General features: G+C 59.8%; 12 protein-coding genes. 10 read left to right on the top strand and 2 right to left on the bottom strand.

The features are described 5' to 3' along the window. Positions 1-94: 94 nt before the first annotated feature. The 8 genes from gcvP to ACR0AP_RS08975 all read left to right on the top strand — a co-directional run bounded on the left by gcvP (position 95) and on the right by ACR0AP_RS08975 (position 8,886). Positions 95-2,950, top strand: coding sequence for an aminomethyl-transferring glycine dehydrogenase (gene gcvP, locus ACR0AP_RS09010; protein WP_480506480.1), 2,856 nt, complete (start codon positions 95-97; stop codon positions 2,948-2,950). A 196-nt stretch (positions 2,951-3,146) separates the two neighbouring features. Continuing rightward, positions 3,147-4,301 (top strand): phosphoserine transaminase, encoded by a 1,155-nt coding sequence (locus ACR0AP_RS09005; RefSeq protein WP_480506479.1) that lies wholly within the window; start codon positions 3,147-3,149, stop codon positions 4,299-4,301. 96 nt (positions 4,302-4,397) lie between these two features. Further along, a complete protein-coding gene (gene serA, locus ACR0AP_RS09000) occupies positions 4,398-5,993 on the top strand; it encodes a phosphoglycerate dehydrogenase (protein WP_480506478.1) in 1,596 nt (531 codons plus the stop codon). A 120-nt stretch (positions 5,994-6,113) separates the two neighbouring features. Beyond that, complete coding sequence (locus ACR0AP_RS08995) at positions 6,114-6,842, top strand: metallophosphoesterase family protein (RefSeq protein WP_480506477.1); 729 nt, start codon at positions 6,114-6,116, stop codon at positions 6,840-6,842. A gap of 35 nt (positions 6,843-6,877) precedes the next feature. Then, on the top strand, positions 6,878-7,756 hold the full coding sequence (serB, locus tag ACR0AP_RS08990; protein ID WP_480506476.1) for a phosphoserine phosphatase SerB: 879 nt from the start codon (positions 6,878-6,880) through the stop codon (positions 7,754-7,756). Between the two features lie 41 nt (positions 7,757-7,797). Then, positions 7,798-8,127: an ArsR/SmtB family transcription factor gene (locus tag ACR0AP_RS08985; protein WP_480506475.1), complete on the top strand. Its 330-nt coding sequence runs from the start codon at positions 7,798-7,800 to the stop codon at positions 8,125-8,127. After that, positions 8,115-8,543, top strand: coding sequence for an SRPBCC family protein (locus ACR0AP_RS08980; RefSeq protein ID WP_480506474.1), 429 nt, complete (start codon positions 8,115-8,117; stop codon positions 8,541-8,543). The genes ACR0AP_RS08985 and ACR0AP_RS08980 overlap by 13 nt, the downstream gene beginning before the upstream one ends. 22 nt (positions 8,544-8,565) lie before the next feature. Beyond that, positions 8,566-8,886, top strand: a complete 321-nt coding sequence (locus tag ACR0AP_RS08975) for a YciI family protein (protein WP_267364302.1) — start codon at positions 8,566-8,568, stop codon at positions 8,884-8,886. A 5-nt stretch (positions 8,887-8,891) separates the two neighbouring features. Here the strand turns inward: ACR0AP_RS08975 and ACR0AP_RS08970 are convergent, their stop codons facing one another. Further along, entirely contained in the window at positions 8,892-9,890 is a 999-nt protein-coding gene (locus tag ACR0AP_RS08970) for an asparaginase (RefSeq protein WP_480506473.1), read from the bottom strand. A 179-nt stretch (positions 9,891-10,069) separates the two neighbouring features. Between ACR0AP_RS08970 and ACR0AP_RS08965 the strand changes: the two genes are divergently transcribed. Beyond that, a complete protein-coding gene (locus ACR0AP_RS08965; protein ID WP_209505046.1) occupies positions 10,070-10,606 on the top strand; it encodes an invasion associated locus B family protein in 537 nt (178 codons plus the stop codon). A 335-nt stretch (positions 10,607-10,941) separates the two neighbouring features. Here the strand turns inward: ACR0AP_RS08965 and ACR0AP_RS08960 are convergent, their stop codons facing one another. Continuing rightward, positions 10,942-11,721: a helix-turn-helix domain-containing protein gene (locus tag ACR0AP_RS08960; RefSeq protein ID WP_480506472.1), complete on the bottom strand. Its 780-nt coding sequence runs from the start codon at positions 11,719-11,721 to the stop codon at positions 10,942-10,944. Between the two features lie 462 nt (positions 11,722-12,183). On the opposite strand from ACR0AP_RS08960, the gene ACR0AP_RS08955 reads away from it, so the two are divergent. Then, the gene (locus ACR0AP_RS08955; protein ID WP_480506471.1) at positions 12,184-13,842 is read left to right on the top strand and encodes a sulfatase-like hydrolase/transferase; all 1,659 of its coding nucleotides are present in this window, start codon (positions 12,184-12,186) and stop codon (positions 13,840-13,842) included. Positions 13,843-13,845 lie beyond the last annotated feature (3 nt).

The raw sequence follows: 13,845 nt of genomic DNA, 5'->3' as shown, positions 1-13,845 counted from the left end.
GACCGGGGCTCCCTGCTTCATCTTTTTCCAAATACTCCCGCCGGAGGCTCCTGCCGTCTCCGCCGGACCTGACCTATCCTTGAGGAGCGCTGCAATGGCCTTCAAACTGACCGACTACGAAGCCTATGACTTCGCCAATCGCCGCCACATCGGGCCCAGCCCGACCGAGATGCGCGACATGCTGCAGGTGATCGGCTTCAAGACGCTGGACCAGCTGATCGACGCTACCGTCCCGCCCGCGATCCGGCAGAAGGAACCGCTGGACTGGGGCCCGGCGATGACGGAACGCGATGCGCTCTTTCACATGAAGCAGGTGGCGGGCAAGAACAAGGTTCTGACCTCGCTGATCGGTCAGGGATATTACGGCACCACCACCCCGGCGCCGATCCTGCGCAACATCCTGGAAAACCCGGCCTGGTACACGGCCTACACGCCCTATCAGCCCGAGATCAGCCAGGGCCGGCTTGAGGCGCTGCTGAACTTCCAGACCATGGTCAGCGACCTGACCGGGCTCGATGTGGCCAACGCGTCCCTGCTGGACGAAGCCACAGCCGCAGCAGAAGCCATGGCGATGGCCAAGCGCGGCGGCCGGTCCAAGGCCAATAACGCGGCCTTCTTCGTGGATCGCAACTGTCATCCGCAGACCATCGCGGTCATCAAAACCCGCGCCGAACCCTTGGGCATCGACGTGCAGGTGGGCGATCCCGATCAGCTGGATGCAGGTGCCGTCTTTGGCGCGATCTTCCAGTATCCGGGCACCCATGGCCATGTGCGCGACTTCACGAACGAGATCGCGGCGCTGCATGAACATAACGCCATCGCCGTTGTCGCCGCCGATATCCTGTCACTGGCGCTGCTGAAATCCCCCGGCGAGATGGGCGCGGATATCGCCATCGGCTCGACCCAGCGCTTTGGCGTGCCGATGGGCTATGGCGGCCCGCACGCCGCGTATATGGCGACCACCGACAAGCTGAAGCGCTCGATGCCGGGCCGGATCATCGGGGTCAGCATCGACAGCCGCGGCAACAAGGCCTACCGCCTGTCGCTGCAAACCCGCGAGCAGCACATCCGCCGCGAAAAGGCGAACTCGAACGTCTGCACCGCGCAGGCGCTGCTGGCTGTCATTGCCTCGATGTATGCGGTCTATCACGGACCCGACGGCATCAAGGCGATCGCGCAATCGGTGCACCGCAAGACCTCGCGCCTGGCCGCCGGTCTGGAAGAGGCGGGCTTTGCGGTCGAACCCGAGGTGTTCTTCGACACGATCACGGTCGAGGTCGGCCATCTGCAGAATGTCGTTATGGAGGCCGCCGTGGCCCGTGGCGTCAACCTGCGCAAGGTCGGCGAGACCCGCGTGGGCATCAGCCTGGACGAACAGACCCGCCCCGAGACCATCGAGGCGGTCTGGGGTGCCTTCGGCATCGACCGCAAGGATGACAGCTCGAACAAGCAATACCGCCTGCCGGATTACGCGCTGCGCGAAAGCGCGTACCTGACCCACCCGATCTTCCACAAGAACCGGGCCGAGGCCGAGATCACCCGCTATATGCGCCGTCTGGCCGACCGCGACCTGGCGCTGGACCGGGCGATGATCCCGCTGGGATCCTGCACCATGAAGCTGAACGCCACGGTCGAGATGATCCCGGTCACCTGGCCCGAGTTCGGCAACCTGCATCCTTTCGTGCCCGAAGATCAGGCGCAGGGCTACCATCAGATGATTGCGGATCTGAACGACAAGCTGTGCCAGATCACCGGGTATGACGCGATCTCCCAGCAGCCCAACTCGGGCGCGCAGGGCGAATATGCGGGCCTTCTGACCATCCGCAACTATCACTTCGCCCGCGGCGAAGGGCAGCGCAATGTCTGCCTGATCCCGACCTCGGCCCATGGCACAAACCCGGCCTCGGCGCAGATGGTGGGCTGGCAGGTTGTGCCGGTGAAATCGGATGACAAGGGCAATATCGATCTGAATGATTTCCGCGAAAAGGCGGAAAAGCATTCGGATCATCTGGCCGCGTGCATGATCACCTACCCCTCGACCCATGGCGTGTTCGAGACCACCGTGCAGGAGGTCTGCCAGATCACCCATGATCACGGCGGTCAGGTCTATATCGACGGCGCCAACATGAACGCCATGGTCGGGCTGGCACGTCCGGGTGACATTGGCGGCGATGTCAGCCACCTGAACCTGCACAAGACCTTCTGCATCCCGCATGGCGGTGGCGGCCCCGGCATGGGTCCGATCGGCGTCAAGGCGCATCTGGCCGAGCATCTGCCGGGCCACCCGGAATACGGCACCGCCGTGGGCCCGGTCTCGGCGGCGCCCTTCGGCTCGCCCTCGATCCTTCCCGTCTCATGGGCCTATGTGCTGCTGATGGGCGGCGCGGGGCTGACGCAGGCCACCAAAGTGGCGATCCTGAACGCCAACTACATCGCGGCGCGGCTCAAGGATGCCTATCCGATCCTCTACACCTCGGAAACGGGTCGGGTGGCACATGAATGCATCCTCGACACAAGGCCGCTGGACGAGGCGGCGCATGTCACCGTCGACGATGTGGCCAAGCGCCTGGTCGATTCAGGCTTCCACGCCCCCACGATGAGCTGGCCGGTGGCCGGAACCCTGATGGTCGAGCCCACCGAATCCGAACCCAAGGACGAGCTCGACCGCTTCTGCGACGCCATGCTCTCGATCCGCGCGGAAGCGCAGGACATCATCGACGGCAAGATCGACGCGGAAAACAACCCGCTGAAAAACGCCCCCCACACGGTGCGTGATCTGGTCGGCGACTGGGACCGCCCCTACACCCGCGAACAGGCCTGCTTCCCTCCGGGATCCATGGGCGTCGACAAATACTGGTCCCCCGTCAACCGCGTCGACAACGCATACGGCGACCGAAACCTCGTCTGCACATGCCCACCAATGACAGAATACGAAGACGCCGCTGAGTAACACAACCAAACCCCGCCGAGACATCGGCGGGGTTTTTCGCCAATCGGAAACGCGTGTTCTGATTTGTGCCCGTTTCAGATGTCGTTTTTACCCGGTAAAGCGTCTTTTCCGCTTGCTGCAGGTGCGAAGGCCCCCTAGGTCTGTCCGTGGGACACCCCTCCCCAACGAGGGGCGTGTATCTGGAAGGGTAATACACATGACGATCGAAAAACCGGCGACGCGGCCGGCAAATCCGCGCTTTTCTTCGGGCCCCTGTGCCAAACCCCCCACATTTGACCTGACAAAACTGGCCGATGCCGCATTGGGCCGGTCGCACCGCGCCGCTGTCGGCAAGGACAAGCTGAAGGCGGCCATCGAAGGCACGCGCGAGATTCTGGGCATTCCGGCGGATTACCGCATTGGCATCGTTCCCGCCTCGGACACCGGCGCGGTTGAAATGGCGCTGTGGTCTTTGCTGGGTGCGCGCAAGGTCGAGATGCTGGCCTGGGAAAGCTTTGGGTCCGGCTGGGTGACCGATGTGGTCAAGCAGTTGAAAATCGACGCCGAGGTGAAAACCGCGGATTACGGGCAGATCGTTGATCTGGCCTCGGTCGATTTCGCAAATGACGTGGTCTTTACGTGGAACGGCACCACCTCGGGTGTTCGGGTGCCCAATGGCGACTGGATTGCGGATGATCGCCAGGGCCTGACGATCTGTGATGCAACCTCGGCGGCCTTTGCGATGGATCTGCCCTGGGACAAGCTGGATGTAACGACCTTCAGCTGGCAGAAAGTGCTGGGCGGCGAAGCAGCCCACGGGATGCTGATCCTCAGCCCGCGTGCGGTTGAACGGCTGGAAAGCTATACCCCCGCATGGCCGCTGCCCAAGATTTTCCGCCTGACCAAGGGCGGCAAGCTGATCGAGGGCATCTTTACCGGGGCAACGATCAACACGCCCTCGATGCTGGCGGTTGAGGATTATCTGTTTGCGCTGGACTGGGCCCGCTCGGTGGGCGGATTGCAGGGGCTGATCGCGCGGGCGGATGCCAATGCGGGTGCGGTACACGCGTTCTGCGACCAGAATGGCTGGATTGCCAATCTGGCCGAGGATGAGGCGACACGGTCGAACACATCCGTCTGCCTGAAGTTCACCGATGCGCGTATTCAGGACGGTGCAGCCTTTGCCAAGGCAGTCGCCAAGCGGCTTGAGACCGAGAATATCGCGCTGGATATCGGCGCCTATCGCGACGCGCCAGCAGGTCTGCGCATCTGGTGCGGCGGTACGGTTGAAACCTCGGATATCGAGGCGATGCTGCCCTGGCTGGCCTGGGCCTTTGCGACCGAGATCAAAGCGCAGGCGCAGGCTGCCTGAGTTTCATGTGCCGGGCTGAAGCCCGGCCTACCCCATCACCGATATAGGGCGGGCGTCAGCCCGCCACCCCCTGAAGAATTCAAAGGACCAAGCAAAATGGCTCCCAAAGTACTGGTATCCGACAAGCTCAGCGAAACCGCAGTGCAAATTTTCCGCGACCGTGGCATCGACGTTGATTTCATGCCCGAGCTGGGCAAAGACAAGGACAAGCTGGCCGAGGTGATCGGTCAATATGATGGTCTTGCCATCCGTTCGGCCACCAAGGTCACACCGACCCTGCTGGAAAAAGCCGACAGGCTGAAGGTCATCGGCCGCGCCGGGATCGGCACCGACAATGTCGACAAAGAGGCGGCCTCGAAAAAAGGTGTGATCGTGATGAACACGCCCTTCGGCAACATGATCACCACCGCCGAACACGCCATCGCGATGATGTTCGCCGTGGCGCGGCAGATCCCCGAGGCCAGCACCTCGACCCATGCGGGCAAGTGGGAAAAGTCCAAGTTCATGGGGATCGAGCTGACGAACAAGACACTGGGCGTGATCGGTGCGGGGAACATCGGTGGCATCGTGTGCGAGCGCGCGCTTGGCCTGAAGATGAAAGTCATCGCTTATGATCCTTATCTGGGCGAAGAGAAAGCCTCCAAGATGGGCGTCGAAAAGGTCGAACTGGACGAACTGCTGGCACGCGCCGATTTCATCACCCTGCATGTGCCGCTGACGGATCAAACCCGCAACATCCTGAGCCGCGAAAATCTGGCCAAAACCAAAAAGGGTGTACGGATCATCAACTGTGCCCGTGGCGGTCTGGTCGATGAAGTGGCTCTGGCCGAGATGCTGCATTCCGGCCATGTTGCCGGAGCGGCCTTTGACGTGTTCAGCGAAGAACCCGCCAAGGACAACGCGTTGTTCAACCTGCCCAACGTGGTCTGCACGCCCCATCTGGGCGCGGCGACGACCGAGGCGCAGGAGAACGTGGCCTTGCAGGTGGCTGAACAGATTTCGAACTACCTGCTGACAGGCGCGGTCGAGAACGCGCTGAACATGCCCAGCGTGACCGCGGAAGAAGCCAAGCTGATGGGGCCGTGGATCAAGCTGGCAGGTCATCTGGGCAGCTTCATCGGCCAGATGACGGACGAGCCGGTCAAGGCGATCAACATCCTCTATGACGGTGTGGCCGCTGAAATGAACCTGGCCGCGCTGAACTGTTCGGTGGTCGCGGGGATCATGAAAAAGTTCAACCCCGAGGTGAACATGGTCTCGGCCCCTGTGGTCGCGAAAGAGCGCGGGATCAAAATCTCGACCACCAATCAGGATAAGTCGGGTGTTTTTGATGGCTATATCAAAGTCACGGTCGTAACGGACAAGCGTGAACGGTCGATCGCTGGTACGGTGTTCAGCGACGGCAAGCCGCGCTTTATCCAGATCAAGGGCATCAACATCGATGCCGAGGTCGGCGCTCACATGCTCTATACCACCAACGAAGACGTGCCAGGCATCATCGGCACGCTGGGTCAGACCATGGGTGAGAGCAACGTCAATATCGCCAACTTTACCCTCGGCCGCGCAGAGGCCGGAGGCGAAGCGATTGCATTGCTCTATGTCGACGAACCGGTCCCGGCCGAAGCGCGGGCGAAGCTTGCCGAAACAGGTCTGTTCACACAGATCAAGCCACTGGAATTCGACGTCGCCTGATTGGGGCTGTTGAGTTTGAGGAACAGTTCACGACCCGGTTGCACCTGCGATCGGGTCAATTGTTCTCTCCGATAGCGATCTGGGGCAAAAGCAAGCGAAAATTACATCCGGAGTATTTCTATGACACAGCCTGTCTATGTTATTGGTGATCTGCACGGGCAGGTGGCCGAGCTGGAGCGCGCGCTGTCCCTGATCCAAAGCGATGGCGGCCCCGACGCTCAGATCGTGTTTCTGGGTGATTACGTGGATCGCGGCCCTGACAGTCGCGGGCTGATCGACCGCCTGATTGCCGGGCGTGATGCTGGCCGAAACTGGATCACTCTGCTGGGCAATCACGACCGCATGTTTGCCTGGTTTATGGAGGACACTCCGCGCCACGATCCGCATTTGTTGGTGGGATACCACTGGCTGCATGACAGGTTGGGCGGGATCGACACCCTGCGCAGCTATGGGGTGGAATTCGAAGGTCAGATTCGCCTTGAAAACCTGCACCGGATGGCACAGGCAGCCGTGCCGAAATCGCACCTGACCTTTCTGCGCGATCTGGTGGTGATGCATCAGACGCCCGAGATTGCCTTTGTTCACGCGGGTATCCGTCCGGGTGTGCCACTGAATGAACAGCAGGCAAGTGATCTGATCTGGATCAGACAGGACTTCCACGACTACCAAGGCCCGCATCCCAAACTGATCGTTCATGGACACACGCCTGTGGATCAGGCGACGCATTATGGCAACCGGATCAATCTGGACACGGGGGCCGGGTACGGACGACCGACGGGCGTCGCGGTATTCGAGGGACAGAATTGCTGGGAACTGACCGAACAGGGTCGAAAACCGTTGACGCCCTGACTGTCCCGCATGGGTATGACACTGGAGATTGGAATATGTACGTCGCCACTTTGCTGACCAACCCGGCTGCACCCTCACTGGACCGCGCCTTGCCGGAATCGTTGCGCAACGCGTGGGGCGGTGGGGATGTCCTGTGGCTCAGCCCGGACGAGGCGGTCGAGTTCGACCTGCGCGACATGCCCGCCAATCGCTGGGACGTTTGGGCAGACTTGCAGGGCATGGGCGTGGACCTGATTGTGCAGCCCGCACAGGGGCGGCGCAAACAGATGCTGCTGGCCGATATGGACAGCACCATGATCCAGCAGGAATGCATTGATGAACTGGCGGATGAGGCTGGCGTCGGCGAAAGGGTCAAGGACATCACCGCCCGCGCCATGAACGGAGAGTTGGATTTCGAAGGTGCCCTGATCGAACGGGTTGGTCTGCTGAAGGATCTGGATGAAAGCGTCATTGGCAAAGTCCTGCGCGAACGGATCACCCTGATGCCCGGCGGACAGGCGTTGCTGGCAACGATGCGGGCTAACGGAGCCTATGCTGCACTGGTGTCCGGTGGCTTTACCGCCTTCACCGCGCGGGTGGCAGAGCTGCTGGGGTTCGATGAAAACCGCGCCAACACTCTGCTGGCCGCAGATGGCAAACTGACGGGCGATGTGGCGCGTCCTATTCTGGGACGTCAGGCCAAAATCGAGGCGCTTGAACAGATCTCCACTCGCCTTGGCCTGTCCGAAGTTGACGTGATCGCTGTCGGCGACGGGGCCAATGATTTGGGCATGCTGGGGCGGGCCGGAACCGGCGTTGCCCTTCATGCCAAACCGTCGGTGGCTGCGAAATGCGACGTGCGGGTGAATCACGGCGACCTGACGGCACTGCTTTACCTGCAAGGGTACAGTCGCGCGGATTTTTTCGAATCCTGACAGGGCTTTTCATTATTTAACATTTATGTTAAATACAGGTCATGAGCACGCTTCTGACCACCTTTTCCGCTTTGTCCGATGCCACCCGGTTCTCGATTGTCGAGCAACTGATGGAGCAGGGCGAACTGCCCGCCGGTGACCTGATCGAAGGGCGCGGAATGTCCGGCGCTGCGATTTCGCGCCATCTGAAAGTATTGCGCGAAGCCGGGCTGGTTGAACAGCGCGTGCGGGGCACCCAACGGATGTACTCCATCCGGCCCGACGGGCTGCGGATGATTGCCGACTGGACGATCTCCAAACGGCAATTCTGGGAAAGCAGCCTCGATCGCCTCAGTGATATCATCGAAAGGGAGAATTCATGGCCGACCTGAAACTGGAACGGGACTTCCCCGTCAGCCCAGAAGACCTGTTTGCATGGATCAGCGACGGCAGCCGGTTGTTGCAATGGTGGGGGCCCGAAGGGATGCACGTGCCTGAACACAATCTGGATTTCTCGCGCACCGGCCCGTGGTATTCGGTCATGGAAAACGGCGAGGGCCAGCAATACAAGGTCTCGGGCCACGTCACGCATGTCGACCCGCCAAACTCGGTGGGGTTTACCTGGGGCTGGCATGACGATCAGGATCAGCGCGGGGGCGAAAGCCACGTCACCTTTACAGTCACAGCGACAGGCACGGGGTCACGCCTGGTTTTGGACCACCGCGAACTGGCCGATGCCGAAGCCGCCGCGAACCACAATCAGGGCTGGACGTCTTCGCTGCGCAAACTCGAAGCGAAGTGCAAATAAGGTTTCATCAGGGAGGAGCGATATGCCCCAATATTTGTTTGTCTATCACGGGGGACACACCCCGACCGACCCCGCCGAGATCGAGGCGACCATGGCCGCTTGGGGCGCATGGTTTCAGGGTATGGCCGAAGCGTTAGAGATCCCCGGCAACCCGGTCGGACAGTCCTATACGGTCAGCAGCAGCGGGGTTGTCGACAATGGCGGTGCGAACCCGGCTTCGGGCTTTACCGTGATTAAGGCCGACAGCATCGAAGCCGCGACCGAGATGGCCAAGGGTTGTCCGATGGTCGTCAACGGTTCGGGCTCGGTCGAGGTTGCCGAGGTGCACGAGATCGAGATGTAGCGGCCTTAGCCGGGGAAACCCGGCGCAGGTTTGATCACGCCGCATTCCAGCCCCCGGCGGCTGTATTGCGTGGCGTTCATGAATTTGCGGGTGGCCGGGTGATCGGCCTCCAGCACACCAAGGCTCACCAGAATGGCGGCGATGGCACATTCGCTGGCCCGTGTGGTGCCATCGGTGATCTTCAACGCAACGCCCATGCGTTTTTCCGGGATGATGGCCACAAACACCGCCTCGGCCCCGGTCTTGATGGCGACGCGCCCGTTCATGGCGCGCATCAGTTCGGTGCAGGCACGGGTCTCACCGGCAACCAGTTCCGGATGCTTCACCATGGCTGCCACCAACTGAACCGCCGCCTCGCTGGAACGGTCGGACCGATCCGAGGCGCTTGCGAACCACGCCATCGACCGGGCCAGCCCGGCCAGCGACACGGCGAAATTCGGGGCGGAACAGCCGTCAATACCGTAACCGGGGCTGGTTTCGCCTGACGTCTCTTCGATGGCAGACAGGCAGGCCTGCTGCACCGGGTGGTCGATTTCCAGATATTCCGGTCCTGCGCCCATATGCTGACCCAGTGTCAGGAAACCACAATGCTTGCCGGAACAATTGTTGTGGATCTGGCACGGGGTGTCATCCGCCAGAATCAGCCGATCCCGCGCGGCAGTGTCCGCTGGCTCCTGTGGCCCGCAGCGCAAGTCGTGCTCGCTCAGCCCCAGATGATCAAGCCACGCCGTCACGCGGTCGGTATGGATCGCGGCCCCGTTGTGGGACGCGCAGGCCAGCGCAAGATGTTCGCTGTTCAATCCGTATTTTGCCGCGGCTCCTGACGTGACCAGCGGAAGCGCCTGAATCATCTTGGCGGATGAGCGCGGATAGATAACCGCCTGCGGGTCGCCCCAGCTGCGCACGATCTGGCCGGTGTCGTCGCAGATGACCGCGTGGCCCAGATGCAGGCTTTCCAGCAACTTGCCGCGCCACAGTTCTGTCATTGCTACGGGCTGTTTCATCAGGACCTCCGAAATTTATGCGCAAAAATCTGCCAATCGCCCTTTCGCCTGTGGCGAAACCTGCGTTAGTGTGTGTATGTCGGCAATCATCGGAATGCGCAACGGAATAGACGGGCCGGAAGGGTTCGCAGCCATGTCCGATGGATTTGAGGTATCGGTCGAGCTAGGAGGCTGGACAAATGGGATCAATGCTCGTTCGTACGATTGCGGGCCTGTGTGTGGCAGGCATCGCCGCAACGTCTGCACTCGCCCAACAGGCGACAAGCACAAACCGGGTTGCTGCAAAAACGGACTGGAGCGTTTTTGTCGAAGATGATCCCACCGAATGCTGGAGCGTTTCGGCCCCCAAGGAAACCGTGAACACCCGGGGCGGGCGTGTCGTATCCGTTCGGCGCAGCGACATCCTGTTGTTTGTGTTCTATCGCCCCAATGCCGAGGTCAAAGGACAAGTGACCTTTACCGGCGGCTACCCGTTTGCTCCTGGATCGACGGTGAACCTGAATGTCGACGGGTCCGAGTTTGAACTGTTCACCGAAGGTGAGTGGGCCTGGCCCGCATCAGATGCAGATGACGCCAAGATCGTCACCGCGCTGAAACGCGGAACCGAGGCTGTTCTGACTGCCCGGTCCGAACGCGGCACACAAACCAAGGACACTTTCTCGTTGCTGGGCTTCACCGCAGCAATCGAAGACGCCGAAAAGCGCTGCACCAAATAAGCACCCCGGCCTAAGCAAATGGTCCCGTCTTTGGCGGGGCTTTTCTTATGTGGACTTCCGTCAAGTGGGTCAGTCCATGCTGCGATTGCTCAATCCGCCCTCAAATGGCAGGATTGAGCCCACTTTGACCGATGCTGCGCGATGCCCCAATTGCAGCAATGCGCAGAAAAGCTGACTTTGCAAATCCGCTTAACGTCGGGCTTAAACGTCCTTGGGCATTTACATCGATGCTGCTGTTGGCCAATCGAATTGAACGCCAAACAACCTTACACCGAACCCAAAGCACGTAGTTCCTCGCGTACAGATTTCCCGATTTGCAGAGAAGCTTTGTTAAGCTACCCGGATCGCGTTTCCGACGGCAACTCCCCAAAAAACAGCCTGTAGTCCCGCGCGAACTGCCCCATGTGCCAAAATCCGTGCCGGTTGGCCGCGTCGGTTATTGTGCCATTGAGGGACGCGGCAAGAAGGTCCTCTCGAACGCGGTTCAGCCGAAGTCGCATATAGTATGACTTGGGGCCTTGTCCGAACTGCTCTTTGAACGCGCGATCCAGTGTTCGCCAGGACGCCCCGCTTTCTTTGCAAATCTCTTCTATCGAAATTGGTTCTTCAAGATTGGCGAGCATACGGTCGATTGCTCTGTGGAGGGCGCGTCGTCTGGTATGCGCCTGACTTCTGTCAAAATGTGCTTCGTTGTCAGTCAGGATGCTCAGGGCCTCAAGCATCAGAGTTTCCTCTGCCTCTTGAGACCATAGTGCATCAGAGCTGCTAAGCAGTTGGCATATCCGGCGCTCCAATTGCGCTAGGCAGGCCAACCCTGCTTTGGAGCTCAATCTGCGGGCATCAGGTTTGTCGACATTCAGATGAAACCCACAGGCGTCAGCCAGCTTCTCCAGTCGTTGGGTTTCAAAGGATATAACGTTGCCTGTAAATCCAGCCGTCGAAACTCCGTCAAATCCATCGCTATCTCCAAAAGACAGAAATGCACTATCGGTTACGTCCTTTGCTTGCCATTTGTCGACGGCACCCTTTGTTGGGATGCCGAAGGTCATCCATCCCTTTGGCGAAACACCGCGCTGGTGAACGCGCTGGTTCATCGCAATGTTCAGGGCGGACACCGAGTGTCCAGAGCGCACTGTTATTCTCGTAGACAAACGCCCCGGATCGAGCTGCCGAAAGTCGATCTCCCAGGGTGTAAACTCCCCAATCATGTTGGGATGGTCAAAAATCAGCGCGATTACGGGAGCTACTCCGTCCGATCTGGGAGGAGAAGCATTCTGCAAATTTGGCGAATTTTTGATGCGGTCCATTCCCAGAGCCTGACAGTTTACCGGTAATCTAGCTAATTCGATAGGCGGGGTGTCAAGTGACTGGGGGGTCCTCAAACGATACGACTATGGGCCGACCGCGGCTCCCAGAAGCCGACGCGCGATCAGAACGCGTTGTGACGTTTCTCACGCCACCTGAGCACCAACGCCTTTTGGAATTGGCACAGAGATCAAAACAATCGCTCTCGGCCACGTGCCACGAACTGATTGTTCAGGCCATGGAATCTACGAGTACTCAAGGGGGATCTAAGAGTGACTAGCGTTACAAAGAAGACTGGTATCGCGGCCAGTATGTTTGCAGTGCTGTGCACCATGCCAGCGGTCGCACAACAAGAGGCGATTGTGCATGACGGCGAGTTTGAGTTCTTGCGCGCCCAGTTCGCAGAGCAATGGGATGCGCAGGATGTTGAGATAGATGCGAGGTTGGCAGACATTCGGGACGCCAACGGCGGCAAGCCACCAAACTTTTTATACATCCTTATCGATGACATCAGCTTCGGCCAGATGGGCGAGCGCAAGATGAACTACGTGATGGGCATTGAAACCCCGAACATCAATGACTTTGCCAGCGAAGGCATGTCTTTGATGCGGATGTACACCGAGCCCTCGTGCACGCCCACACGTACGGCCATGCTGACTGGTCGGCACCCGATCCGAGCCGGGGTAGAGGAAGTGAAGGTCGCATTGGTGGGCGAAGGTCTGCCGGCGAGTGAAGTGACGTTGCCGGAAATCCTGAAACAGGCGGGGTACAATACCTCCCACGTGGGCAAATGGCATCAGGGCGACATCGAGGAAGCTTATCCACACAACCAGGGCTTCGATTGGGCGGCCTTCCCGCTGCACCAACAGGTTCAGCTGAGCCTGATGACCCGCGAAGCCATGCAGGCCAACAATATGCTGGGATACCATTCATCAGGCCAGAATAACGAATTCCTGCTGGATGAGCGGTTCAAGCCCTACGGTTTGGTAACCGGTGTCGAAGGTGAGGCAGGTGGGCCCGCCCGCGAGGTCGAAATGGCTGCGGGCGAAGAATGGACGCAGGCCAAGTATAAACAGATGAACGAACGCTACCAGGCGCAGGCGATTGAACAGCTTGAACGCGTCGCGGCCTTGGATGAGCCGTTTTTTCTTCAATATTGGCCGCTGTACCCGCTGAACTTTGTCTATCCCGATCAGGCGCTATCGCGAAACGGCGGGTTCCACGCGGACAAATTGCAGCTTCTGGATAGCTGGATCGGTGAGGTGCTGGCCAAGCTGGAAGAAACCGGTAAGGCAGACAATACCATCGTCATGATCATGGCTGACAACGGGTTGATGTACCAATACGAGGGAACATCCGGACTAAACCAACTGATCTATCGCGGTGGAAAAACTCAACATCTCGAAGGGGGCGTACGGACGGATGCGTTCATTCGCTGGCCCGGTGTGATCGAGGCCGACAGTGCGGTGGGTGATATCTTCCACGTGTCGGACATCTACACAACGATAGCACGGATCGCCGGTGCGACTGACTATATCCCGCGTGATCGGGTGATCGACGGGATCGACCAGACGGCGCTGTTTCTGGAAGGTGAAGGCAATGGGCGCCGCGACTACGTCTATGTGTACGAGGGCCCGGTCCTGCGCTCGGTCGTCAAGCAGGAGTTCAAGATGCACCTGCCTGCGCCGGGTGAGCCTGGGGCTGCGGCACCCACTTACAACATCTATCGCGACCCACGCGAACTGCACCCGTTGGTTGGGTATTCCCTGTGGGCCGGAGCGTCGTTTCAGGACATGGTCAAGCGCCATCAGAAGATGATCGCCAAATATCCGAACTCTGAGATCGGCAAGGACGTTCCGTATGGCGGCATAGAAAACCTGCGTCCCGAAAGCGAAGAAGCGCGGCAGGTCTTCATGAGTTGGCAAGAATGAAAA

The organism is Ruegeria sp. AF7, from assembly GCF_056541885.1.
This window is presented reverse-complemented; position numbering and strand designations above follow the sequence as displayed.

Bases quoted from the DNA above. Each gene is read 5' to 3' on its own strand.
- gcvP (WP_480506480.1), top strand. From the start codon at position 95: ATGGCCTTCAAACTGACCGACTACGAAGCCTATGACTTCGCCAATCGC.
- ACR0AP_RS09005 (WP_480506479.1), top strand. From the start codon at position 3,147: ATGACGATCGAAAAACCGGCGACGCGGCCGGCAAATCCGCGCTTTTCT.
- serA (WP_480506478.1), top strand. From the start codon at position 4,398: ATGGCTCCCAAAGTACTGGTATCCGACAAGCTCAGCGAAACCGCAGTG.
- ACR0AP_RS08995 (WP_480506477.1), top strand. From the start codon at position 6,114: ATGACACAGCCTGTCTATGTTATTGGTGATCTGCACGGGCAGGTGGCC.
- serB (WP_480506476.1), top strand. From the start codon at position 6,878: ATGTACGTCGCCACTTTGCTGACCAACCCGGCTGCACCCTCACTGGAC.
- ACR0AP_RS08985 (WP_480506475.1), top strand. From the start codon at position 7,798: ATGAGCACGCTTCTGACCACCTTTTCCGCTTTGTCCGATGCCACCCGG.
- ACR0AP_RS08980 (WP_480506474.1), top strand. From the start codon at position 8,115: ATGGCCGACCTGAAACTGGAACGGGACTTCCCCGTCAGCCCAGAAGAC.
- ACR0AP_RS08975 (WP_267364302.1), top strand. From the start codon at position 8,566: ATGCCCCAATATTTGTTTGTCTATCACGGGGGACACACCCCGACCGAC.
- ACR0AP_RS08970 (WP_480506473.1), bottom strand. From the start codon at position 9,890: ATGAAACAGCCCGTAGCAATGACAGAACTGTGGCGCGGCAAGTTGCTG.
- ACR0AP_RS08965 (WP_209505046.1), top strand. From the start codon at position 10,070: ATGGGATCAATGCTCGTTCGTACGATTGCGGGCCTGTGTGTGGCAGGC.